Here is a 24,919-nt window from a genome sequence, read left to right as displayed (position 1 = left end):
GGTCCCCCCTTTTCAAGCCCGTTTGCTTATGTGCATATCTCTTTCTTTTATCGAAACCAAGTACTGATCTCCAAGCTCGAAGCTAAATACACCTTCCTCTTCTTCAATAATCTGAACGGCAGGCTGTTGCCCCCCTTGAAAAGGAATAAGCACGGTCAAGAAAGTCATAGTACCGCTGTACCTATCCTGAAAGCGGACCCTTGTCGAAGGCCTTGAGAGATCGGTCTCATCGGATAATCTTCCCTCCAAGAGATTCAATTCTCCCGTATGGCTTGTCGCTATCGCCAGATTCGCAATATCACTTGTCGCGACCACACCGTTCTTGTTCTCCTCCACCTCGACAAAATCTAGATGGAAATAGCGCTGAACGCTATGGTCATTCAGCCCTTCTACCCGATCGGCAATAAGCACGAATCGATTATCCACTAGCGAAATATGCCGGTAATGAACAACCGGATCGTAGTTGGTATGACAAGCACTGGCGAGCCGGTAGAAGCCTCTATCTTCTACATTGTAGATTCCACCGGGCTTTTGCGGCCCGAATTTAAACGGAGAAATATACTCGAAATGATCTCGCTCATCGATCAGCAGTGTGGAGTGATAATTTGAGCTCTTAAACTGTTTGCGGTCTTCATCATCCCGATAACAAAAAAATCCGGGATCGCAAATCATGTCTTTTCCAAGCGCCGTAAAATCAAAGCTCATCAAATCGATATGGGCATGGGCATTCTGTATTGGGCTTTTACATGTAAATAAAAAGCTAAGAGCCTTCGAATCCCAGCCGCTGCGGATAATCGCTTGATCTAGCGTACGATTCCAGAATGTCGTCTGCTTATCTAATACAAATTGTCTGCCCTGCAGAGAATGCAGCTCTTCCACGAATTGGCGAACATCGAGTGCTCTCCATACATGCTTGCTTGCTTCCCGTACCACCTCAGTCACATCGATCAAGTTCGTTGCTAGCCCCAGCCAGGAAACATCATCCAACGCAAAATACCCATAAACACCGGACATTACAGCAAGCGGGTTCGCATAGGAATCACCTACAGGTACACATTTCCCGGTTGGTCTTAACGAGTAAATGGAGTAATCCAGATTTTTTCTAAACCGTTCCATGTACGCTGGGGAGAACTGAAACTGGAAACGCTTAGCCAGAACCACAGCCAGCCCAAACCAGAACATACAGCCATTATGATACGATGGGCAGCCCTCGATTTGACCGCCGTCCTCTGTCAGTTGCGCCATGCTGCACTTTTCGATGCCCTCGATCGCAAAAGCCTTCCATTCCTCAGCTTCTTTCAGCTCGGGAAAGTAAAGGGCAGTCGTCAGAAGGCCCAAACATTCCATTAAATAATGGTTATGATCTGCTTTAGGCCACAGCTGAGGCGACACGTTACGCAAAGCTTTTACTTGCTTGTAAATGACCGTTAAATACTGCTCTAATACTACCTCCGTAAACAGCTCCGAGCGGCCTAGATGCTCCAAGACAAGCGGCCAAATTTTGTAGCCCCGGATACCAATCTCCAAAACCCTCAGCGGATGGCATTCCGTAAAATAGCCAATCGGCTTATCCAGTAAGTCCTCAGGAATAGTGACCGTTTCGATCCAGTCCAGCATTTCGTCGATGACCTTTAGTCCGTATTTCGCGTCCTTGGTGAGCGAGTAGGCTTCCAGTAAATCCTGCCAATGCGTCATGCGGTTCAGCTGCCATAAATATTCATTGTCATTATGTCTGCGCTCTAGCCAGCTAGGCGGATTCCCGACAAACTCCCTGACTCCCCCTGTGCCAGGAAGCATGATCATTCCTTGATAGGCGAATTCAGCATTCGCGATCGTCTCACGCACGTGATCAGGCATATGTGCTGCGATATAGGCGGCCTTCTCATCCATCGGCTCCAGCCGCGAACGCAAGTTAGCTAATAGCTCCGTCGTAGTCATCTGCTCTTTCAGCAATGATTGCAGATTCATTTATCCATCTCCGTTATGTTATTTTCGATTATGAATGCTCCCTCCGAAATCATCTAGACTCCGGAAGGAGCGATGCCAACTATTTCATGTAACGGTCGTATGCAACTTGCTCTAACGCAAGCAAATCCTTGATGCCTAAGTCTTCCAATTCCTTGATATACTTACTGAATGTCTCATCGTTGACCGGTTCCACACCTAGCACCCATCTCTGCAGCTTTTCCTCAACATAAGTCAGTACGCCAGCATTTAACTCTTCAAATTCGCTCCGTTCCTCATCCGTATACGAAATCGGCGGATAAGCCTCCATAATATAGCCATTATCAATGTATTCCTTGATGCCTTTCAATGCAGTCGCGTTTGTCCATTGTTCTTCGTAAGCATAGTCTTGATGGAAGGCGAGCTCAATTTGTCCTCCCTCTTCCTGAAGCTGTTGAATCACTGTCTTTTCTTTATTTTCCAATATGGATTCTTTAAACTTCGGCTTGCCGTCCACGAGATCGTAGTGTTTTCCTTCGATACCAAAGTTCATCAATCTCCGGCCCTCCTCTGAGAACCAGAAATCCATATATTTGATCGCTTCGACGGGATGCTTAGTTGCCGCCGAGATTCCCCACCCGCTCGCATGCGTCTGCTTACGGGAGCTCTCTTCGACGACTTTGCCCTCGGTATTCGCTGGAGGCGTCATCGGACCAAAGGAGAAGCCAGGAATCTTAGTCGCAAGAATGTCATTGAAGTTAGCCGTGCTGGCGAACCAGTCGTGCGTTATGCCACCTATATTGTCTCCGAGCAAAATGTCACGCGCTTTCGCTCCGCGGGTGAAGATTTCTTTATCGATTAGGCCTTCCTTGTACCACTTCGCAATATTCTCGATTGCTGTCTTATAGCCCGGCTCATACATGCCGTACTTGACGACACCGTTGTCCGCGTAAAATCCGCGTTTTGCCGCATCGGCCCCGCCCCGCACGCCCCACTGGATCAACAAATCGTAAATCCCATCCAGCTTGGTTCGGCTAAAGTATGGAATTTCATCGTTTACTCCGTTACCGTTCGGATCTTTTTCTTTGAATGCTTTTAATAGTGCATGCAGCTCATCTACCGTTTTCGGCTGCTCAAGTCCCAACTTATCCAGCCAATCCTGGCGTACAAACCAGCCCTTGGCAGCCGGTCCATCTGGAGTAAAGTTTAGAAAATACGTCTTGCCGTTATAAGCCTTCATAAATTTGGCTGCATCTGGATGTTCGGACAAGAACTTTTTAATGTTCGGTGCATGTTCTTCGATCAATCCATCTAGCTCGAGAAAGGCTCCTTCAATCCCAAGGCTGTCGTACTGCTCTTTAATTTGATGATGAACCAGATCCGGAATTTTCCCTGAAGCCATCATTGTATTGAACAGTTCTTTACTATTCGTTGAGGCCTTAGATGCGGTTCCCTTCAGCTTAATATTGGTCATAGCTTCCGCTTCTTTAAAGATAGGCCAGTTATCATCGTATATAAACGTATCTGTGTAGTGCATGTGGATCGTCAGTTCAAGCGGGTCTTTGACGATCAGGTGCCCAGACAACTGGGTTGTGTCTGACTCTTTTGAATCATTCGCCGCACTTCCGCTATTTTGCGGAGCGTTATTATTACTACAGCCTGCCAGCAGCATACCGACTGTCATCATGATTATTGCAGATGATTTCATCCATTTTTTGTTACCCACATTCATGACCTCCCAATATTGGTTTCTTGCTTTCATAATAAAAAGTTGGAAACAGCCACTAGCCTTTGACGGAGCCGATCATGGTCCCTTTGACGAAATATTTCTGAATGAAGGGATAAGCTGCAACAATCGGAATAATGGAAATGATGATAGTCGCATAGATGATCGTTTCCTTTGAATATACCGCCATATTGCCCATCTCGTCATTCACGTTCATCTCAACAATCAGCTTCTTTAGCAGGACTTGTAGCGGCACCTTGCTCTCGTCGCTCAGTAGGATCATCGTCCAGAAATATCCATTCCAGCGGTGCACCGCATAGAACAATCCGATCGTCACAAGAGCGGCTTTGGACAGCGGCAGATACACCTTCCATAAGATCGTCAGATCATTTGCTCCGTCAACCTTCGCCGCTTCCTCGAGTTCCTCCGGAATGCCCTGGAAGAACGTTCTCATGAGGAACACATAGAAGGTCGTAATCGCGAATCCGATAACAATTGTGAACCTGCTATCGAGCATGTTCAAATCTCGGAAATTAAGATACATCGGAATCATGCCCGGTTGGAACCACATCGTCAGCGCGATAAAGAAGCTGATGGCCGTGCGCCCCATAATCCGTTTCTTAGACAAGGCATACGCACCGCAAATGGTGAGAATCAAGTTGGCCATTACGCCGAATATGGTGTAATAGAACGTGTTTAAGTAGGCAATCCAAATTCCCTTTTCCGATAATACCTTTGCATAGGAGTCAAAGTTAATATCTTTCGGCAACAAGATCACTTTGCCGGTAACGACCGCGTCGGAGGAGCTGATGGATGCGGATAAGACATACACAAAAGGGTACAACGCAAGCAAAGCAATAATCCCAAGAAATACGCAGTTAAAGATATAAAACAGCTTTTCGCCTCTGGTTTTTTTCATCTTCCATCACCTACCATAATCCAGTATCCGTTAACTTCTTGCTCATCTTATTGGCAAATACGACGAGAATAAATCCAACGACGGCATTAAACAGTCCCACCGCTGTAGCCAGATCGTAACGTGCATCCTGCAGACCAGCCCGATATACGTAGGTGTTAATAACGTCGGCCGCCTCATAGGTGGCTGGTTGATACAGAAGAATGATCGCCTCATAGCCAACTTCCAGCATGGAACCCACCTTCATGACAAGCATGATTGCAATCGTTGGAATGATGGCGGGAAGTGTGATATGCCACATTTGCTTCCATTTGTTAGCTCCATCGATAACCGCCGCTTCGTACAAGGCCGGATTGACGCCGGACAAAGCGGCTATATAGATGATGGTACCAAATCCCGCTTCCTTCCAAATATCCATGGACCCGATAAAAATAGTTCGGAAATAATCGGGATTGGTCAGAAAGTATTGCTTCTCGCCACCCATCATCTCAATCAGGATATTGATAATACCGTTACTAGGAGCCAAGAAGTTGGTAACAATCCCAGCTACGACAACGACCGAAATAAAATGCGGCAAATACGTAAAGGTCTGCACCGTTGTCTTGAAAATTCCATTCTTCAATTCGTTAAATAACAAAGCGAGGATAATCGGCACAGGAAACGCGAACAGCAATTGATACAAACTGAGCAATACTGTGTTTTTTAATAGCCGCCAGAAATATGGACTTTTAAAAAAGCTCTCGAAGTGTTCAAACCCCACCCAGGGACTCGCTTCAATTCCTTTATATACACTGAAATCCTTAAAGGCGATCTGCAGGCCGTACATCGGCTTATACGCAAAGATGATATACCAAGCCAGAAACGGTATCAGGAGCAGGTAAAGATAACGGTCCCTGATCAGGTTGGTTTTTATTTCTTTAAAGTTAAGCAGCACCCTCTTCTCCTCTCGCAACGATGTTTAGCTGATCCCTTCAGGAGCGCTCCTATTTGAAAGGTCAGCGTTGCAATTTAAACTATAGGAACGAATGTAAGCGCTGTCTATCGCCATTATTTCATCTAGCAGCAACTCTTTATGTCTGGGTTCATAATGTGCATTATTTTATGTATCAACAATTTCTCGTTATATAGAGAAATGCCCGTCGAACATACAATAGCCGCCTGGCAATTAAGCTAGGCGGCTTTGTTTTGAATCAACGGTTCTCATTACTTGAAGCCTCATTCCTTCTCGTTAAGCTTCTTTGCGTATTGGCCAGGAGCTAATCCTTCATACTTGCGGAACATGCGAATAAATGTATTCGCATTGTTGCACCCAACCATTAGTGCTAAATCTCCAATTTTGATATCTTTCTGCTGGCGCATAATTTCTTTAGCTTGCTGCACACGATAAAAATTCAAGTAATCTTTAAAGTTTTCTCCGGAATGATTTTTGAACGCGATGCTGACATAACCGGGAGAGAAGTTAAACTCCTCCGCTATCATGCTAAGCGATAAATCCCTATTGTAGTTGTCATGAATATATTCAATCATCCGCTTTACCGTACTGTTATCCATCATTTCATTCTGCTGATCAATCGTATCCATCATGGCGCCAAACAAGGAAGTAATGGCGGAAACCATTAGCTCCTTTGATTCGCCGTGCTGTACGATGTCCAGAGATTCCTTATGAGCTTGAACGAACTCTTCGAAAGGCATATTCAACTGCTGGATAATTCGACTCAGCGTAGCCAACACAAGCAGGCTGAACTGGTCGAGCTGCTGCCTGGTTAACTGCCTTTGCTCCAGATTTTCCGATAGCAGGCGATTTAGCGTATTTAAAGCATTCTCCCGCTTGCCGCGAATCACATAGCTGATCAGCTCTCGTTCCGTATCGATAGGATAATAATAGCTCACCATCTGAACTTGACTGAGTTGTTTATACGTAATGACGGAAGTCTTGTCCACTGCCGATCTCCTCTTCAGAATATCAAGGGCCTGGATAAAGGAGCGGTCAATTTCGCCAGCAGAGGCTACGGGCTGGCCTACTGCTGCAGTCAATCCGTATGCATGTGCGTCCTCGATTTGAGCCATCGCTTTCGTGAGCTTCTTCTGAATGGATTCCGTATCGGATTCACTGATTATGAAGACAAATTTGGTGAAATCGTGATCAAGCAACTCACAAGGAAAATGAACTTTCAACTGCTCATGAATAATCAAGGAAGTCTTTGATTTTATCGTAAGAATCGCATCTTTCGAATATTGCTCCTCCAATTCCTTAGCGTTCGAGAATGAAATCACACAAACGCTTAAGTTGCTAGAAAGGCTTTGCAGTTGATGTGCATTTAGCAGGTCATCCACCTTCTCAGGTGGAACGAGTCCATGGAGCAAATCCCGAAGGAACTTGTCTCTCATCGAAAGCTTGTGCTCATGTAGCGCGGATTTCATCTGTTCATTGGCTTTACTTATACTCGTCGCTGTCTCGTTCAAGAAAGCGAATTCGTCTGCTCCCACAGGCTCACCGTAGCTCTTGAACAATCCTACGAGATGACCCACAGGCCGGTACATGCGCCTGGAAACTGTATAGGCGAACGCAAGTCCCACAAAGATAAGAATGGCTAATAAAAGTACAGCCCCTTTTAAATTGGGGGAAAAGGAGTCCACCAAAGAGTAGTTCTGTGTAACATACATATACGACCATTGCGGCATTGTATTCGAGCGGATTAAATGGAAATCGAATTCATCATTGGATAGCTTCTTATAATCCACGGTTGCCTGTTCATCCAGTTGTGCCAGTGGATAGGCAAGCAATTGCTTTTCCCGTTTATCGTCAAAGCTTGATTTAAGCGTCACGTATCTACCATTCTCGATAATGGCAAAAGCTTCTTGCGTATCAGGGGATAGGGGCGGTAGCAGCAATTGTTCAAAGAAGGAGACCACAAAAAATAATGAATTCCCTATTCCTACCCGTTCCGGATTAACGATAATAATGGATGCGCTTTCATTATCTGTCGAAGTTGTCTTTTGGCGGCTCGATAGCGTTATGGTTGGACTCGTGCTGTCTGTGCCTAATTGTGCCAAATCCTCATTCGTCATTCCCATATCTTCCATATAGCGTCTTCTATCCGACGAAATTTGCGGAGTTATGACCAGATCGTCGTTAGTCTTCATTAAATCAATGCTATATCCGAATTCAGAGAATGCGTCTATATGATTTTGCAGTGCATAAGAGGTTTGTGTAATCTCATAGTAATTGCGTTCTTTTTCAGCGAATTTAACAACATGATCATTACGTCTCAATTGCGCAATTAAATTGAAAGAAACGCCGAGTTTCGTGTCAATTTTGTCGCGCGATTGCATGAGAAAATTCTGCTGGTTTTGACTCAATTCCGATCGCACTCTTTGACCGTCTTTAAAAAAAGAAAGGCAGACCGCAATCATCGTGTAAGCGAATACAATAATAAGATAAGCTATAAGTAGTTTTGTGAAAAAGGACTTTCTAAGCACTGTGATCTCCCCTTGATGATTCCTTTATAAATTGAAATTCACCCAATAGTAAAATTGGTATCCTTATTGGGTGAGCGTATATCTTTACACTCTTTTGGAAATATCTAACTCACACTATATATGAATATGAAAATGCCGTCCATTCCCAAAATTCATACACATCCACCAAAGTGGTAAGTATTATATTCTTGAATCCTATTACTCACTGTGTGGAATAGTATTTATAACAATATTCTAAAAAGGTTGGTGGCATAATGTCTCCTGTAGCAAAGCTGTTTAAATGGGGAACGTGTGTGTATGAGGCTTTTCTGGCTCTGCCTGTCCTCGGCGGTCTCTTTATTATAGCGAATGGTTGGGTCCCTCTTGCCGTTGCCTTTTTGCTCCACGCTGTAGCCATTGTAATCCTGCAAAGAGAGCGGAAACCCATCGTAGGGAATGTTCTAGGCATTATCACCTCGATTTTAGCGTTTATCCCACTCTTAGGTTGGATTATGCATGGCATCACTGCGCTCGTACTGCTCGTTGAAGGGATTTCCTCTTCACGTCAGGCAAATCGTTATTAATAAGAGCACCTAAATCGTCAGAAAAATAACCCGCCCCTATTCAGGAGTGGGTTATTAGCGTTTATTCTTAAATATGATCTATACCTTTATGATTGCCCGAGATTGTATCAACGTCCTGCCGATTGGGAATCGGCCCGCCGGGTTCCACTCTCATTAATGTAACGCCCGTTTGCGTTGCCATTGCCATTCTCAAAACGTTTGCGTTCCGTACGCTCCATCTGAACAATCTGACCTTCATGCACTACGATGTGCAAGGAGCCAAATTCCATATCATCCAGAAGCCCTGCAATCCGCGTAAGCCATAAATCATCCACTTTCAGCGGTTTAGCCATTCTCTAGCCTCCCTTTCCCCATCCAAAGGATTATATCCGCCTAATCTCCATAATTCCGTTATTACCAACCAGTATACTATGAATTAACTTAGCACGGAAGCAAAAGTACTGTCAATGGGCATTTTTTCGTGATAACCAGCTTTTAATAATCATCGTCACCAAAGCCAACAACAGGAGCAGAGATGCTACTGCAAAAGAGGCTGAAAATTGATATTCATTGTACAAAATCTCAACATGCAGCGGCAGTGTATTTGTCTCCCCACGTATATGCCCGGATACCACAGAAACTGCGCCGAACTCGCCCATGGCCCGCGCATTACACAAAATAATACCGTACAATAAGCCCCATTTAATATTAGGAAGCGTGACTCTGAAAAAGATTTGCCACCCATGTGCTCCGAGGGTAATCGCTGCCTCTTCCTCCTGTGTCCCTTGATCCTCCATCAGTGGAATCAACTCACGTGCCACAAAGGGAAAGGTCACAAACAGCGTGGCCAACACGATGCCTGGAAGCGCAAATACGATCTTGATATCATGGGCGCTCAGCCAAGGGCCAAACCAACCGTTAGCGCCGAAGACGAGCACAAAGATCAGACCGCCGATGACAGGCGATACTGCAAAGGGGAGATCAATCAAGGTAATGAGAAACCCTTTACCGCAAAAACGAAATTTGGTTACTGCCCATGCAGCCGCTACACCAAAAAAGGTATTCAGTGGTACAGTGATCGCTGCAACAAGCAACGTCAGCCGCAAAGCGGAACGGGCATCTGGATCGGTCAGAGCAGCTATATATACATCCCAGCCCTTTTTCAGCGCCTCGGTCAGCACAACAATCAAAGGCAAGGCAATCAGCCAAAAAAGGACTAGTCCAGCAGCTCCGATCAACACCCATTTTACAGCCTTGGTTTCCGTTGTCGCTGGCGAGGACGTATTCTTCTGTAGCCGGGGGGCTTGGAGTGGGATGGTGCCTGCCACAAGTTATTCCTCCTTTAAAGGGTTTTACGAAAGCATGATTAGCTTTTGAAAAATACTGAATCGACGGTAGATATGAAGTGTCTTCGAGTAAATTTGGGAGTTATCGGATGGTCTGCTATCTCCGAATTTGTTGACCCTAATTACTGGTAATGAGTCACTCCAAGGAATATTGGACTTCCGATCGCTGTTATCCTCAGATTTCCTGATTTGAACCGCTCCTCGCGGTAGAAATCCGAGGATAAAGGCGAACGCTGGCGCTTCTCCAGTTCCAAAATTCCTCTCCGCTCCTTTTTACCAGTCATCTGGTTTCAAAACTCGAGATCGCTATCGCTCCTCCAACTACAAAGCGAATTTACTCTGCAACTCCTCAATTCGCCTAAAGATTCTACATTTTACGGAAGCAAGTATGCTTCGTAAAATAAAGTCGTCATTTACCTGTTCGGTTATAGCTTCGCTAAGAATCGCGCAGCAAACAAAACTTCCAAATTAAATACTTGCAATATAGAGAGTCAAAACCTAAAACCTACCGAGAAGTCTTACGCACCCAACGCTGGAGCGTATTAATGACTAACAGCATTAAGAAGGAAATGAGCAGCAGGAGCAACGCAACGGCAGTAGCACCAGCGTAATCATACTGCTCCAGTTTGGACATAATAAGCAAAGGCGCAATCTCCGTTCTCATCGGCATATTACCGGAGATGAACACGACAGAGCCGAATTCACCGATACCACGGGCAAAGGCCAAAGCAAAGCCGGTTAACAACGGCGGGAACAGCTCAGGCAGTACTACTGAACGAAAGGTTCTCCAGCGGCCTGCACCGAGGGTTGCCGAGGCTTCCTCCATATCTCGGTCCAAATCCTCCAGCACCGGCTGTACCGTTCGCACGACGAACGGTATCCCGATGAACATTAAGGCAAGGGTAATGCCAAGCGGAGTAAATGCCACCTTTAATCCTAGTGGCTCAAGCCACGCCCCGATCCAGCCATTTGTGGCATAAAGAGCCGTCAAGGAGACACCAGCTACAGCTGTCGGTAAAGCAAACGGAAGATCGATCAGCGCATCAAATATTCTTTTGCCCGGAAATTCGTAACGCACTAGTACCCACGCCAGCAAGAGACCTAGAATAGCATCCACAAAAGCAGCAGCCGCTGCCGTAGACAGGCTGACACGATACGAAGCCAATACACGCGGATCGGTAGCTACATCCCAGAATTTCGCCCAGTTCAGCCCAGTAGAATTGAACAACAATGCTGAAAGTGGCAAGAGTACCACGAGACTCAGGTAAAGTACACTGTACCCCATCGTTATCCCAAAACCGGGTAGTATCTTTCGCCGCGTTGTCGCCGATACAGCTGTAGTCGTTGCGGTGACATTCATCCCCTATTCATCCTTTCTCGCCTTCGGCAGGTTAGCCGATCAGCCCCTTACTAAGGGACAAATCTCTTAAAGAAAAATATAATTTTCGTTTTATTAATCTGTTATTTAGCACCCGGCACATAGATCTTGTCAAAGATCCCGCCATCGTTAAAATGCTTCTCTTGCGTTTCTTTCCAGGTTCCGAATTTATCAGCCAATGTGAAGAGCTTTATTTCCGGAAACTTATCTTTATATTGTTCTTTCACGCTTTCTAGCGTTGGACGGTAGTAGTTCTCAGCCGCGATTTTTTGTCCTTCTTCCGTATAGAGATACTTCAAGTAAGCCTCGGACACTTCACGCGTATTTCTTTTATCCACAACCTTATCTACTATTGCTACCGGCGGTTCAGCCAGAATGCTCTCAGATGGATTTACGATATCGAATTTATCTGGACCAAGCTCTTCTACAGAAAGGTAAGCTTCATTCTCCCATGCAATCAGCACATCGCCAATTCCACGCTCTACAAAAGTGGTCGTAGAACCGCGCGCACCCGTATCTAGCACCGGAACATGTTTGAACAATTCTTTTACAAATTCCTCAGCCTTAGCTTCATCGTTATTGTTGTGGTCTAGCGCGTAACCCCACGCCGCCAAGTAGTTCCAACGTGCGCCACCTGATGTTTTCGGATTTGGTGTAATCACTTCTACGCCTTCCTTAAGCAAATCCGGCCAATCTTTGATTCCTTTTGGATTTCCTTTGCGTACTAAGAATACGATCGTCGAGGTGTACGGTGAACTGTTATGATCAAATTTACTTTGCCAGCCTTCATTAATAAGTCCCTTTTCCTGCAAGGCATCAATATCATAACCAAGTGCTAAGGTCACAACATCCGCTTCCAGACCATCAAGTACAGCACGGCTTTGTTTCCCCGATCCACCGTGGGATTGTTTAATGGTGACCTTCTGTCCTGTTTCTTTCTCCCAATAGGCAGCAAAAGCTTTATTATAATTCTCGTACAATTCGCGAGTAGGGTCATAAGATACGTTCAGTAGTTCTACTGGATCTTTAGATGGAGTTTTTGTTGCTTCAGCCGCATTTGTAGCCTCCGCTGAATTGGTTGTTGCTGGTGCGTCTGTTGCCGAACTAGCACTATTGCCGTTGTTGTTATTGCTGCCGCAAGCAGCAGTAAGCCCTGCCGTCAGCAACAAGCTAAATCCTACAAGAAGCCCTTTATTCATCTTTTTCTTCATCTTTTCCACTCCCCCATGTTTTTCTTGCCATCATTTCTTTCCTGTGGGTAACAAAAAGAACGGAGGAAAGCCCACGTATGGCAGGTCAAACCGGTCCTATGACACGTGTCTGCGAGCCTAATGCAGGCGTTCCTCCGTCTGTACGGTAAGAACTTTCTTCAATTATTCCTATCTACTTAGTTGGTTTATATGGATATAATACTGAAACCCTTTAACCGTGTCAAACCTTTTTTTCCAACCAATGACAAAGGAATCTTTCAAATCCCACGCTATACAGGCAATGGTGTGGGTTCCTGTAAGATCCACTTGTTATTGATGCTATAAAGTAATATTATTGCTACAGCTTATGGTCTAGAGAAATTACCGCTTAATGTCGGGAGTGAGAATCATGGGTATGGATTTAGAGTACGTCCCTGCGCCGATAAGACCACGGCTTCATAGGAGAATGACTCAAGAAATTAGTCGAAGAATTAGGGGAACTTACCGTTATGATACAACGGTCTGGAGGACAGCAATCGCTGGTCTTTGGATCGTTTGCTTTTTGGCCTTCACCACTGCCGTATTAGGTATACCCACTGGATTAGGGGTGCCAACAGATATTGCACTTGCTGCAGGTACGAGTACCATTCTGCTGGCCATTGCCAGCAATATCATTGCTGTACTGATCGCGTTGACCGGACTGCGCATCCCACGATTATTCGCAGGTTGTGTATTGAGCGATGTTGGAGCGATTCTACTAATCTTATATTACGCAGATTTTGAGATTGAAGCTGCGGTTCTCATTGCTGTTCTACTATCAGTATTAGGTGCATTGGGCGGATTAGCCATCGGTCTGCTGCGCAGCAAAAGAATAACCATGGGACTTCTGCTTACCATTACGGTGACTTTTTCCCAACTTGCTCTGGCAAACGGAGTGCAGGAAATACCTACTTTGGAACCCATTGATATCAGTGATTCCGATGTGATTCCATTGACAGCCGCAAGTCCATCACAACCTGGTAATCAAGCCTATCAGACCTTCACTTATGCCAGCGGTAAGGATCTGCATCGGACCGAATACGGCAAGGATACCAATGTGATCTCTTCTGCAGTAGATGCTTCTGCTTATATTAAGGATTGGTCAAAACTCCGCACTTTATTCTGGGGATTCGATTATAATGCACTTCCACTGAACGGCCGAGTATGGATGCCTGAGGGCGAAGGTCCCTATCCGGTAGTGCTGATGGTGCACGGAAATCATATGATGGAAGATTACTCTGAAGGAGGGTACGCTTATCTCGGTGAACTCTTGGCCAGCCGGGGGTTTATCGCAATTTCACTGGATGAGAATTTCCTGAACTATTCTGCTTGGTCCGGTATTCCGGACAATGATTTCAAAGTACGGACCTGGATCATTCTGAAACACCTGGAACAGCTAGCAGCTTTCTCGGATGAACCAGACAATCCTTTTTATCAAAAAATAGATTTCACAAAAACCGCCCTGCTCGGCCATAGCCGTGGAGGACAAGCTGTTGCTATGGCAGCAGACGCCGAACGTTGGTTCAAAAATGATCCCGTTATGAAGGCAGTAGATCGTTTTAATATAGCCTCTGTGGTCGCCCTTGCCCCTACGGACAAAACGATAGACGATCAGCAAGCCCGTCTCAAGGATGTCAACTATTTGACTCTGCAAGGGGCTCGTGATGGGGATGTACATGATTTCTATGGTGACCGGCAGTATATACGTACTTCCTATTCTCCAGGATCCTCCGCTTTCAAAAGCTCGCTGTATATTGCGGACGCCAATCACAGTCAATTCAACAGTGATTGGGGCGCGTATGATCAGACATTACCTGCTGGCCTCTTTTTAAATCGAGCGCAAATTATGGATGCAGACAAGCAGCGGCAAATCGCTAAAGTGTATGTATCAGCTTTTCTAGAGACCACTTTGCATGGAAAAGACGAATACCAGAGCTTGTTCCGGGATTACCGCAGCGGACTGAAATGGCTACCGGAGACCACTTACTACAATCGATTCCAGGATGGGGGATATCGGCCTGTAGCCACATTTGACGAGGACCGCAACAAGAATACCGTTAATCTCGGAACAGCAGAAGCATCCGGATTATCCTGGTCGGAAGAGCTCGCGAAGGATCGTGAATCGAAAAGCAAAGCCACATATGGTGTCGTTCTTAAACGCACAGCCAAAAAAGACGAGGAAGCTTATTACAACATTAAGCTTAAAGACAGTGTTGTTACTGAAATGGCCCTTTCAGACGCAGATGGCCTTACATTTTCCTTAGCAAACCTCAATGGTGATATCAAAGATGAACTAAGTATTCCGCTACCTCCCAATGTAGAGGTTGAGTTAACCGACAAAAATGATACCTCGGCACGCTTGCCGTTAAGTGAGGTAATGGATATTCTTCCACTTCCGCAAACTCAGTTCACGTTATTCCCATGGCTTGAAGAACGGATTAATGATGGGAAGTACGGTGATCTGTCCGAAGCTGTATTTCAGACCTATGAGATGCCGTTTGAACAGTTTCAGGAGGAAGAACCTGAGCTAGAGCCTGAGAACCTGACGGAAATCACCTTCTACCTTGAAGCCGAGGGAGATAAAATCATGCTAGATGACATAGGCTTTTACGATCTAGGAATTCGAAATATGTTTTAAGGTAACTTGCCATTATACCATTTAAGGCCTTCCCCTCAGCACATGTACAGCTGATTGGAAGGCCTTTTATTTTGATGAATTTCGGGGAATAGCCCCTAATATTGAAACATACAATAACCTATTCCCAGCCTACACGGCTTGAATACAGACCGGTGTCTTTATCTTCAGCTCGTTCCCTGTAGGAATTAATCTGCCACTGTCACTATCGATGGAGAACGAAGTAATAATATCACTATTTTGATTCGCAGCGAGCAGCTTGCCACCAATAATGGCGAAATTACGCGGAGTACGTCCGCCTGTAACCTGCCAATCTACCGCTTCAAGATGACCTGTTGAACCCTCAATATGGAACAAGGCGATACTATCTTGTCCCCGGTTTGAGACATACAAGAATTTACCACATGGCGATACATGAATATCGGAAGCTGTATCATCACTACCCGCATTATATTGCTCTGGAAGCGTGCTGACATGCTGTAAAATGCTGAGGTTTCCATTCTGCTCATCATTAGCAAATACCGTTACGGTACAGTTTAGTTCATTCGCCAGATAAATCCATTGTCCTGAAGGGTGTACCGCCAGATGGCGTGGGCCTGAACCTGGTGGAAGATTAATCTCCCGATGCTTAGACAACTTACCTTCTTCAAGGCGATAAATCAGGATTTGATCCAGTCCCAAGTCGCAAACCAGTATATGCTTGCCGCTTCCATCCGGAATGACGGAGTGTGGATGCGGAGCTTCCTGACGGTCTTCACGAATTCCTGAACCTACATGTTTCACTTGATCAGACATGACCTGAAGCGAACCATCCTCATTTACAGGAAATACGTTGGCATTGCCACCGGAATAATTAGAGACGAATATGTAATCTTGCTTAGGACTGATCGAGACATAACAAGGAGCGCCACCTTCCGTAGGACGACTTCCAAGTGGACTCAACGCTTTAGTAACAGGATCAATAGCAAAAGCATAGACCTCGCCCTCATCCTTCTCACTAACCGCATAGAGCACGCTGCCTGTGCTGTTTACTGCTAAAAACGATGGATTCTCAATGCCCTTAGTACCCTCAAGAATCTTCATTTCCCCTGATGAAGGACTAAGTGAGCAGAGTAGAATAGCTTCCTCACCTTCAGGGTTGTACGTTCCCACATAAAACAATACCTCATTAAGCCGTTCCATAGTAGCGACTCCTTTGTTTGTATAAATTGTATTCACTTCTTAATTACCCTTTACTGATAGCAACTCACTCAGTATTTTATAATATTTTTTCACTATAGCATGTTTATAGTTGTAATACATTATCGAGTTCAATTTTGAAGCCATTTCCTAACTCTCCCGGCAGTAGTAAGTTTTTACAAGTGGTTTAAACATGATTGGCAAGGTTAATAGTAGACATCGAAAACAACAAAACGAAGGAGTTGAAGTAACATGAGTTTTTTATGGATGTTAATTGTTGGTGGGATCATTGGTTGGTTAGCGGGTCTGATTATGGGCAGAGATATTCCAGGCGGGGTAATTGGTAACATTATCGCAGGTATTATCGGTTCATGGCTCGGTGGCGTGCTTCTGGGAAGCTGGGGACCTAAAGTAAGTGATTTCTATTTCTTCCCTTCTTTGATCGGGGCCGTTGTTCTGATCTTTATCGTCAGCCTTATTCTTCGCTCAACAAGTGGACGTAGCCGTTCATAAGCTTAGGCTGAACCAATAGTTATTGGACTACTTATATTATTAAAAAAATAGCAGGTCAAGGTTAACTACCTTGACCTGCTATTTGGTGTTTTTCTGTTATAATGAAGATACAAGTGACTCAAATCATAGAGAGGTCGTGAATCATGGGTAGCATTAACCCCTCACTCCTACATATCGGCTCCACTATAGGGACCTTGCTCATGGCGCTAATGGTTATTTTCATTCGTCTAAAAGCTAGCGCACGTCCGGTTACCATTCGAAAAATATGGATTCCACCTCTCGGGATGTCGACTGGCTTTGCCATGTTCGTTGTACCTGAAGTTAGGTTTCCTTTATGGTGGGCAGCACTCGCCTTTTTGATTGGCTGGTTCATCTTCGCGTATCCTCTAATGCGCAGCACAAACTTCGAACAACGGGATGGACAAATTTATGCTCAGCGTTCTAAGAGCTTTGCTTTCATTCTGCTCGGACTCCTTTTAGTTCGCACCTTACTTCATGAATTTATTAATAGTTATGTCAGTATCCCTCAGTCCGGTGGGTTATTCTTCATCTTAGCCTTCGGAATGATTCTTCACTGGAGATTCTTTATGTACAAACGTTATAAAGCTATGACCTCCTCGGAGGCACAGTCCTTACAGACATAAGTATATATTGTTATTCTAAGAAGCCATTTCAATTCATACGATTGAGATGGCTTCTTACGTGGATGAATACCTTGTAGGAAAAAACATTTTTCTGTGTCCGATGTTAGGTAACTTGTGGAGGGATACGTTAAAATATATGCATACCTAACAATAGAAAGCGAGGTCAAGGCAATTGAAAAGTAAATCAAGAAAAGTTGCCATCGTCGGTGCCGGGATGGTCGGTTCCAGCTGCGCCTACTCCATGGTCAATCAGGCAATTTGCGACGAGATCATGATGATCGACCGCACCTATGACCGCGCTATGGCACAAGCACTTGATCTCTCACACTGCATGGATTTCACAAACACACGCACCAAGGTGTACGCCGGAACCCATAGCGACTGCGCAGGAATGGATGTAGTTATCTTAACAGCCGGCGCTAATCCAAAGGCAGGGCAGACAAGACTTGACGTCCTGGAAGCTTCTGCAGTCATTACTAGAGAAATTATTACCAACATTATGGCTGGGGGATTCGATGGAATATTCGTAGTCGCCGCTAATCCAGTCGATATTGTCACTTATATGGTATGGAAAATATCAGGGCTGCCTCGCCACAGAATTATTGGTACAGGAACCTCCATTGACTCCTCGCGCCTAAAGACACTACTATCTGATGTTTTCTCCATCGATCCACGCAGCGTAAACGGCTACGCACTTGGAGAACATGGTGAATCCCAGTTTGTAGCTTGGTCACATGTGACGATTGGCGGCAAGCCCATCCTGCAAATTATGGATCAGCATCGTGAGCGGTTCCAGCATCTGGATCTGGAGGATATCTCCCGCAAGACCAAAGATGCGGGCTGGGAGATATTCACTAAAAAAGGCTCCACACATTTCGGTATTGGCAGCGCACTGGCTTACATTACTCGTTCCATTCTGAATGATGAGCATAAGATCATTGCCGTATCCGCAATTCTGGATGGAGAGTACGGGAAAAGTGGTATATGTACCGGCGTACCTGCCATTATTGGCAACACTGGAATTCAAGAACTACTGGAGCTTAACCTAAACACCGAAGAAGCGGAGAAATTCAACGCCTCCTGCAGCATTGTTCGCTCAGGCATTGAGAGCCTACACTTGGAAGACAGCATTTAATCTCCTGCAAACAGAAAAAATCGCTCTTTGGGGATCGGTAGATAACACCAATACCCTATAGAGCGATTTTTTTATCCTTGATCTTTAACCTTTAATGCTCGGATACTGTTCAGTACAGCCAGCACGGTTACCCCAACATCTGAGAATACAGCCTCCCACATCGTGGCAATCCCAAATGCGCCGAGAATAAGAAATACAGCTTTAACACCTAAAGCGAAAATAATATTTTGCCATACGATCATCCGTGTACGCTTGGCAATTCCGATAGCAACAGGAATCTTCGAAGGTTCATCGGTCATAATTACAATATCTGCCGCTTCAATCGCAGCATCGGAGCCCAGTCCGCCCATTGCGATCCCAACATCTGCTCTAGCTAGTACTGGGGTATCGTTAATTCCATCACCGACAAAAATAATTTTCTCGCGATGTGACTTTTCACGATCCAGCTTCTCGATGGCCTCTACCTTATGCTGCGGCAAAAGCTCCGCGTGAACCTCATCTACACCTAACTGCTTCCCAACATCTTCAGCTACAGAAGAAGCATCGCCAGTTAACATCACCGTTTTACGGATGCCAAGCTTCTTGAGGCTCTGAATAGCCTGCTGCGAGTCCTCCTTCACTTCATCAGCAATCACCAGATAACCCCCATACTGATGATCCACCGCGATGTGAACAACTGTACCGCTTTGCGCTGGCACCTCATAAGCTATGCCCTCTCGTTCCATCAGACGCGCGTTACCTGCAAGTACGGTCTTGCCTTCAATCGAAACCTCGATTCCATGACCGGAGATTTCGTTGTAATTCGAGATCGCTTCCTTAGAAATCTGTTCTCCATAAGCCGCCCTAATCGATTCGGCAATCGGATGGTTCGAATGGCTCTCCGCATAAGCAGCTGTCTGCAGCAATTCATCCTTAGACTTGCCACCTGACGGATAAATTCCTGTAACCTTAAATTGCCCCTTAGTCAACGTTCCGGTCTTATCAAAGACAACTACTTTCACATCATTCAACGCTTCAAGATAGTTGCTTCCTTTAATCAGAATACCACTGCGTGAAGCTGCTCCAATCCCTCCGAAGAAACCAAGTGGAATCGAGACCACAAGCGCACATGGACAGGAGATTACGAGGAATACAAGCGCCCGGTAAATCCAATCTGAGAAGGTTGCCCCGCTAATCACTAGCGGAGGAACGACAGCTAGCAGCACAGCTGTGATCACTACTATAGGTGTGTAAGCCCGTGCAAACTTAGTAATAAAGTTCTCTGTTTTGGCTTTGTTGCTTGAAGCATTCTGTACCAACTCCAGAATTTTGGATACGGCTGATTCACCAAAGGTCTGTGTAACTTGCATCGTAATAACGCCGTTCCGATTAATAAATCCACTTAATACTGTGCTTCCCGGTCCAGCCGAACGCGGTACAGACTCCCCGGTAAGTGCTGATGTATCCATCATGGCGCTTCCCTCAAGGATCGTTCCGTCCAGAGGTACCTTCTCACCCGGTTTCACAACAATCACATCACCGATCGACACTTCCTCAGGAGAGACTCGTTTTAGATCATTTCCAAGCTTAAGGTAAGCAAATTCGGGACGGATATCCATAAGTGCCGTGATAGATCGACGTGAACGGTTTACTGCTAGACCTTGGAACAACTCTCCGATTTGGTAAAAGAGCATAACTGCTACGCCCTCTGGATACTCACCAATCGCAAAAGCACCGATGGTTGCAAGAGCCATCAAGAAATTCTCATCAAATACCTGACCCCGGATAATGTTCTTAACCGCCTGCCAGACAACTTCACTACCCACGATGAGATAGGCTGCTAAGAAAATCAGCAGTTCTACTACACCCTCCACCGGTAAGAATATTCCGGCAAGCGCGAGTATCCCACCGCCACCTAACCGCAGTAGAATCTTACGGGTATCGCCTTCTCCATGCTCGTGGCTGTGGCCATGGCTGTGACCATCCGCATCATCATGCTTATGTCCGTCTGCAGCCTGATGATCGTGTTCATGGCCATGTTTGTGATCCTCTCCATGCTTATGACTACCGTTATTCTGCAGCTTGCGACTGCCCTGAGTCTTCTCTCTTACATTTACATGGGGCTCAAGCGCCTTCACCGTTTTCTTTGCTTCAACAATCGCCGATTCCTCATAACCTGCGGCGGTTTCCATCGTCATTGTCTTCGTAACAAAATTAACGGAACAAGACGATACGCCCTCGATTTTCTTCACTTTATCTTCGATTTTCCTTGCGCAATTGGCGCAATCTAAGCCTTCTAATTCCCACTGACGTTTTACTTTTCCTTGCATCGTATCCATACGGCACATCTCCTCAAATAAAAACCATATATGAGCACTTGTTCATATGTTTTCTTATTGCTATTATATTCTCTTTATTTTTGAAGGTCAATACGTCATATACACCATTTTTCTCCGCTCTCATAAAAATTAAATAAATTGATCTTTTCGTGAAAATATGGTAAATCATGTATGATCACACCCGAGATGAATTGGCAACTAAATTACACAGAAGGAAGGATGAATGTAGACCATGTCAAAGCTAGCCAAGACGTCTTCTTTTTCACAGAGACACCCTGTTTGGACCGTTGTTATTATTGAGGTGCTGTTACTTCTAGCTGTATCTGCCGCCGGGACTTACGCTACAATTAAAGAGCTTTCGTACACCGCCCCTGTACTGATCTCCTTTATTCCAATCGCGCTTGTACTGATCATCTACTTCACGATTAAGAACAAATGGAGTGATCTTGGCTTCCGTCCTCTGAATACCATTTCCTCTGGGAAGTGGATTTATTACGCACCTCTAGCTGTCGTCCTGATCACCATATCCTTTAAAGGTTTTCGTGAGATCAGTACGTCTGAGGTGTTGTTCTTTATCTTCTTCACCCTGCTTGTAGCCTTTGTGGAAGAAAGTATTTACCGCGGATTGATTTTCAAGACTTTACTCACTAAGGGCGCTAAAACGGCTGTGATTACTTCAAGCATACTCTTCTCTATTACCCACTTGCTTAATGCTTTATCCGGTACAGACATGACGCAAATCCTCCTACAGCTCGTATATTCTCTTCTGATCGGTTTTGTGCTTACCTTGTTGATGCTGAAAAATAATAATATTCTACCGCTGATATTGTTTCATTTTGTACATAATCTAATTCAGTTTGTTGGTAACGATAATACAAGCGAATATATGGGGATCGATCTATTCATCCTTCTCGTACTCGCTGTGCATTGTCTCTGGCTGGCTCTATCCTTTAGAAAACCAACCCTATCGAGCAGCCTAAATCAATCTAGTTAACGCAAAAGAGCGGTTCTCCAATAATCGGAGAACCGCTCTTTTTTGAAAAGTACAGCTATTCATGACGGACATGTTCATGCGTCTGCAGAAAAATCTGCTCTACATGCGCATCGTTGAGCGAATAGAATACCGTCTTTCCTTCTTTACGACGCTTCACAATTCGTAAATTCCGTAAATAACGGAGCTGATGGGATATCGCAGATTGTCCCATATCAAGGATCACGGACAAATCGTGTACACATAATTCTTTCTGGGACAAAGCGTAAATGAGCCGCACTCGTGTGGGATCACCCAACGCTTTGAACATCTCTGCCATTTTATCCGTTATTTCTCGGTCAGGCAGAATCAATGCAATGGATTCCGGTTCAAGCTCCGAACCCTTGCATGTGTTATCGCAATCTTCTAATGCCGTTGGCTCCATGCTATCGCCTCCTCCACCAGCTAGTCAGCTTTGCTGATTGTTTTCCTCAATTATATGAAAACCAGCTCTGGATGTCCATGGAGAAGGCGTTTATAAGAATCGCTGTAAATCAGACCGCTTTACGATAAAAGGAGAATAGTCCTGCCGCAAAAAACACAATAAAACTACCGCCCACTACCATCATCAGCGTTTCGAACGGTAAATTAAAAGCCCCAAACGTGTCATCACCATACGGCATCATAGCCAACATCGGTTGTACCCAAGGATAATAGGGGCCATAGGTTGAAGAATTGGCGATCAGCATATTAGGAATGGTCAGACTCACATTCAGCGCCAGCGGTGCGCCAAAACTGCTCCAGCCTTGAGAGATAGCCAGTTGCAGTGCAGCGAGTGGCAGACAGGCAATAAAGCCGCCAAATACCGAGCTAAGCAGCAGCGACCAAGGGATCGAATCCGGAATATTTCGGAAAAAACCCATTCCCAGCACCATCACCAGGAACGTTAGTTGAACCGCAGCCAGCAATCCGATAATCATCACATATTTTGAGAGGTACACTGATAACCGAGTCACAGGCAGAGACAGCAACATCTTCCAGCCTCCGTCATGATGCTCATAACGACAGATCAGCGCTGCGAAAATACCCGAAAGCACAGGTAGAAACAGCAAGGCATGCATCATGGACATCACATTTAACAACAGTTCCCAACTCATCTTCTCCCCTTGATTATCCGCCAATGCCCCGGGAAGTAATGCTAAAATCGGACTGCCTATAACTAAAAGCCAGACATATGATTTAGACATTTTTAATCGTTCTGCCGACAACACTCTCCAAAATGAATTCATCGTTAATCCACATCCTTTCGTGCGAAGTGCAGTGCACCCGGCAAAAGAATCAGCAGCCCCAGCAGCAACCCTGCACCGCTAAATAAGAGACGATGCGAAGATTCCCAAGCCATATATGGCCATGTTAAAGGAACCCACTCCGAAAGTAACATGGAGAAGATAGACACCAGAGATAAGGTTATTCCAAGAGCAACTGGCAATGTCTGATTACGGTTAGCCAGAGAAAGCCACAGCTGCAAAGCAATAACCGGCAATGCTGCAATATAGGACATTAAGCCAATTCGTAACACATCCAAATACGGAATCAGTTCGACCTTGAAGCCCAAAACAAGCCCTAAACCAACTGTACCCACCGAGAGCAACAAACAAGAAACCGCCACTAGCACCAAACATAACACCAGCTTAGCCATAAATACTGAAGTACGTGAGATAGGTAGTGCCAAGAGCTGCTTCCACGAGCTCATCTGATGTTCTACATTTGCAATCAACGAGCATACTAAGGTCCCTCCAAGAAAGAGAGCAATGGGCACAAATGCAGCCACATTGTTCAGAAGCCCACCCCATAAATCTGCACTATACTGCTCGCGAAGATAATCATAACGAAGGCCGAAGTTCAAGCCTTGCATGGCTACAAGTCCAAGCGGTCCAAGAAACACTAGAAACCAGAGTCCCTTGCCACGGATTTTGAGCCAATCCGCCGACAGTGCCCGCCACATCATGATTCCTCTCCTCCTACAACCTGCAGGAAGAAGTCCTCAAGTGATTGTCTCCGCTCCTCTACACGATAAATAGCATGCCCATTCTCTACCAAGGCTTTGACTAACAAGGCAACTCTTGCATCGATCATCCGGGAGAAGACTAGCTTTTGGTCTTGAAGTATCCCTGTGTACCCCCGTTCTTCAGCAAGACGCAGCGCGGCCTCCGGGTCCGAGACTGCTAACCGCATTTCTCCCCCGGCTTGCCGCTGCAGATTCGTTATACTATCTTGGTACACCATTTGCCCTTGACGAATGATCCCTACGGTATCCGCCATTTGCTCAATTTCACTAAGCAAGTGACTGGATACTACGACGGTAATCCCTTGCTCCTGCGGCAATCGTTTAATCAGTCCGCGAATTTCCTGAATCCCTGACGGGTCAAGTCCGTTCGTCGGCTCATCCAGAATAAGCAGCTCCGGTTCCCCGAGCAAGGCAGCAGCAATACCTAGTCTCTGCTTCATCCCAAGGGAGAACCCTTTAACTGGACGCTTCTCTTCCCCTGTTAAGGAAACAATATCTAGCACCTCAGCAATCCGTGACTTCGGAGCACCAAGGATACGCCGGATGGCTTCAAGATTATCCACAGCGCTTAAGTGCCCGTAATAGGATGGAGACTCGACAAGCGACCCTACCTTCCGCAAAATTTGCAGTTTATGCTTGCGAAGATCCTGGCCGAAGACTTCAATCCTTCCTGATGTTGGAGTGATCAGTCCAAGCAGCATACGAATTGTTGTTGTTTTCCCTGCCCCGTTCGGGCCAAGAAAGCCATAGATCTCTCCCTTGCGGATGTTCAAATTTAAATTTTCCACCGCAGCCCGGCCACGGTATTTTTTTAATAAATCCTTCGTTTCAATCACTGTTTCTTTCATGTTCCTCACCTCGGTAATTAGCATAACGTCCCAAGGTTAAGAACAAGG

At 45.4% G+C, this 24,919-nt stretch carries 21 protein-coding genes; 6 read left to right on the top strand and 15 right to left on the bottom strand.

Annotated elements, in window-relative coordinates:
* Positions 1 to 12: 12 nt before the first annotated feature.
* The 5 genes from NYE25_RS23275 to NYE25_RS23255 form a co-directional block, all read right to left on the bottom strand.
* On the bottom strand, positions 13 to 1,968 hold the full coding sequence (locus NYE25_RS23275; RefSeq protein ID WP_341146936.1) for an alginate lyase family protein: 1,956 nt from the start codon (positions 1,966 to 1,968) through the stop codon (positions 13 to 15).
* A gap of 79 nt (positions 1,969 to 2,047) precedes the next feature.
* A complete protein-coding gene (locus tag NYE25_RS23270) occupies positions 2,048 to 3,670 on the bottom strand; it encodes an extracellular solute-binding protein (RefSeq protein ID WP_179085801.1) in 1,623 nt (540 codons plus the stop codon).
* A gap of 58 nt (positions 3,671 to 3,728) precedes the next feature.
* Positions 3,729 to 4,589 carry a carbohydrate ABC transporter permease gene (locus NYE25_RS23265; RefSeq protein WP_076285188.1) on the bottom strand — a complete coding sequence of 287 codons (861 nt, stop codon included), beginning with the start codon at positions 4,587 to 4,589 and terminating at the stop codon, positions 3,729 to 3,731.
* A gap of 10 nt (positions 4,590 to 4,599) precedes the next feature.
* Positions 4,600 to 5,520, bottom strand: a complete 921-nt coding sequence (locus tag NYE25_RS23260) for an ABC transporter permease (RefSeq protein ID WP_256716358.1) — start codon at positions 5,518 to 5,520, stop codon at positions 4,600 to 4,602.
* Between the two features lie 281 nt (positions 5,521 to 5,801).
* A complete protein-coding gene (locus NYE25_RS23255) occupies positions 5,802 to 8,066 on the bottom strand; it encodes a helix-turn-helix domain-containing protein (RefSeq protein ID WP_341146935.1) in 2,265 nt (754 codons plus the stop codon).
* Between the two features lie 254 nt (positions 8,067 to 8,320).
* Here NYE25_RS23255 and NYE25_RS23250 point away from each other — a divergent pair, with 254 nt between their 5' ends.
* On the top strand, positions 8,321 to 8,629 hold the full coding sequence (locus NYE25_RS23250) for a hypothetical protein (protein WP_076285185.1): 309 nt from the start codon (positions 8,321 to 8,323) through the stop codon (positions 8,627 to 8,629).
* Between the two features lie 107 nt (positions 8,630 to 8,736).
* Here NYE25_RS23250 and NYE25_RS23245 read toward each other — a convergent pair whose 3' ends face one another.
* From NYE25_RS23245 to NYE25_RS23230, 4 genes are all read right to left on the bottom strand, one after another.
* On the bottom strand, positions 8,737 to 8,961 hold the full coding sequence (locus tag NYE25_RS23245; RefSeq protein ID WP_042184406.1) for a YezD family protein: 225 nt from the start codon (positions 8,959 to 8,961) through the stop codon (positions 8,737 to 8,739).
* A gap of 111 nt (positions 8,962 to 9,072) precedes the next feature.
* Positions 9,073 to 9,936: a sulfate ABC transporter permease subunit CysW gene (cysW, locus tag NYE25_RS23240; RefSeq protein WP_341146934.1), complete on the bottom strand. Its 864-nt coding sequence runs from the start codon at positions 9,934 to 9,936 to the stop codon at positions 9,073 to 9,075.
* A 523-nt stretch (positions 9,937 to 10,459) separates the two neighbouring features.
* Positions 10,460 to 11,314 (bottom strand): sulfate ABC transporter permease subunit CysT, encoded by an 855-nt coding sequence (cysT, locus tag NYE25_RS23235; RefSeq protein WP_341146933.1) that lies wholly within the window; start codon positions 11,312 to 11,314, stop codon positions 10,460 to 10,462.
* Positions 11,315 to 11,415: 101 nt separating this feature from the next.
* Positions 11,416 to 12,543 carry a sulfate ABC transporter substrate-binding protein gene (locus NYE25_RS23230; RefSeq protein ID WP_042184400.1) on the bottom strand — a complete coding sequence of 376 codons (1,128 nt, stop codon included), beginning with the start codon at positions 12,541 to 12,543 and terminating at the stop codon, positions 11,416 to 11,418.
* Between the two features lie 388 nt (positions 12,544 to 12,931).
* On the opposite strand from NYE25_RS23230, the gene NYE25_RS23225 reads away from it, so the two are divergent.
* The gene (locus NYE25_RS23225) at positions 12,932 to 15,199 is read left to right on the top strand and encodes a poly(ethylene terephthalate) hydrolase family protein (protein ID WP_341146932.1); all 2,268 of its coding nucleotides are present in this window, start codon (positions 12,932 to 12,934) and stop codon (positions 15,197 to 15,199) included.
* 129 nt (positions 15,200 to 15,328) lie between these two features.
* Here the strand turns inward: NYE25_RS23225 and NYE25_RS23220 are convergent, their stop codons facing one another.
* Complete coding sequence (locus NYE25_RS23220) at positions 15,329 to 16,378, bottom strand: lactonase family protein (protein WP_076300104.1); 1,050 nt, start codon at positions 16,376 to 16,378, stop codon at positions 15,329 to 15,331.
* 249 nt (positions 16,379 to 16,627) lie between these two features.
* On the opposite strand from NYE25_RS23220, the gene NYE25_RS23215 reads away from it, so the two are divergent.
* The 3 genes from NYE25_RS23215 to NYE25_RS23205 all read left to right on the top strand — a co-directional run bounded on the left by NYE25_RS23215 (position 16,628) and on the right by NYE25_RS23205 (position 18,667).
* A complete protein-coding gene (locus tag NYE25_RS23215; RefSeq protein ID WP_042123669.1) occupies positions 16,628 to 16,888 on the top strand; it encodes a GlsB/YeaQ/YmgE family stress response membrane protein in 261 nt (86 codons plus the stop codon).
* A gap of 143 nt (positions 16,889 to 17,031) precedes the next feature.
* Positions 17,032 to 17,532, top strand: a complete 501-nt coding sequence (locus NYE25_RS23210) for a CcdC family protein (protein ID WP_076285181.1) — start codon at positions 17,032 to 17,034, stop codon at positions 17,530 to 17,532.
* Between the two features lie 172 nt (positions 17,533 to 17,704).
* A complete protein-coding gene (locus NYE25_RS23205) occupies positions 17,705 to 18,667 on the top strand; it encodes an L-lactate dehydrogenase (protein ID WP_341058959.1) in 963 nt (320 codons plus the stop codon).
* Positions 18,668 to 18,738: 71 nt separating this feature from the next.
* Here NYE25_RS23205 and NYE25_RS23200 read toward each other — a convergent pair whose 3' ends face one another.
* Positions 18,739 to 20,985 (bottom strand): heavy metal translocating P-type ATPase, encoded by a 2,247-nt coding sequence (locus NYE25_RS23200; RefSeq protein ID WP_341146931.1) that lies wholly within the window; start codon positions 20,983 to 20,985, stop codon positions 18,739 to 18,741.
* A gap of 232 nt (positions 20,986 to 21,217) precedes the next feature.
* Here NYE25_RS23200 and NYE25_RS23195 point away from each other — a divergent pair, with 232 nt between their 5' ends.
* Positions 21,218 to 21,979, top strand: a complete 762-nt coding sequence (locus NYE25_RS23195; RefSeq protein ID WP_341146930.1) for a CPBP family intramembrane glutamic endopeptidase — start codon at positions 21,218 to 21,220, stop codon at positions 21,977 to 21,979.
* A gap of 55 nt (positions 21,980 to 22,034) precedes the next feature.
* Here the strand turns inward: NYE25_RS23195 and NYE25_RS23190 are convergent, their stop codons facing one another.
* From NYE25_RS23190 to NYE25_RS23175, 4 genes are all read right to left on the bottom strand, one after another.
* Positions 22,035 to 22,400, bottom strand: coding sequence for an ArsR/SmtB family transcription factor (locus NYE25_RS23190; RefSeq protein WP_042184384.1), 366 nt, complete (start codon positions 22,398 to 22,400; stop codon positions 22,035 to 22,037).
* 109 nt (positions 22,401 to 22,509) lie between these two features.
* A complete protein-coding gene (locus NYE25_RS23185) occupies positions 22,510 to 23,244 on the bottom strand; it encodes an ABC transporter permease (RefSeq protein WP_076285177.1) in 735 nt (244 codons plus the stop codon).
* A gap of 2 nt (positions 23,245 to 23,246) precedes the next feature.
* A complete protein-coding gene (locus NYE25_RS23180) occupies positions 23,247 to 23,963 on the bottom strand; it encodes an ABC transporter permease (protein ID WP_341146929.1) in 717 nt (238 codons plus the stop codon).
* Entirely contained in the window at positions 23,960 to 24,871 is a 912-nt protein-coding gene (locus NYE25_RS23175) for an ABC transporter ATP-binding protein (protein WP_042184378.1), read from the bottom strand. Before NYE25_RS23175 ends, NYE25_RS23180 begins: the two co-directional genes overlap by 4 nt.
* Between the last annotated feature and the right edge of the window lie 48 nt (positions 24,872 to 24,919).

Origin of the sequence: Paenibacillus sp. FSL E2-8871 (genome assembly GCF_038000345.1) — a bacterium.
Taxonomy (GTDB): Bacteria; Bacillota; Bacilli; order Paenibacillales; family Paenibacillaceae; genus Paenibacillus_AQ.
This window is presented reverse-complemented; position numbering and strand designations above follow the sequence as displayed.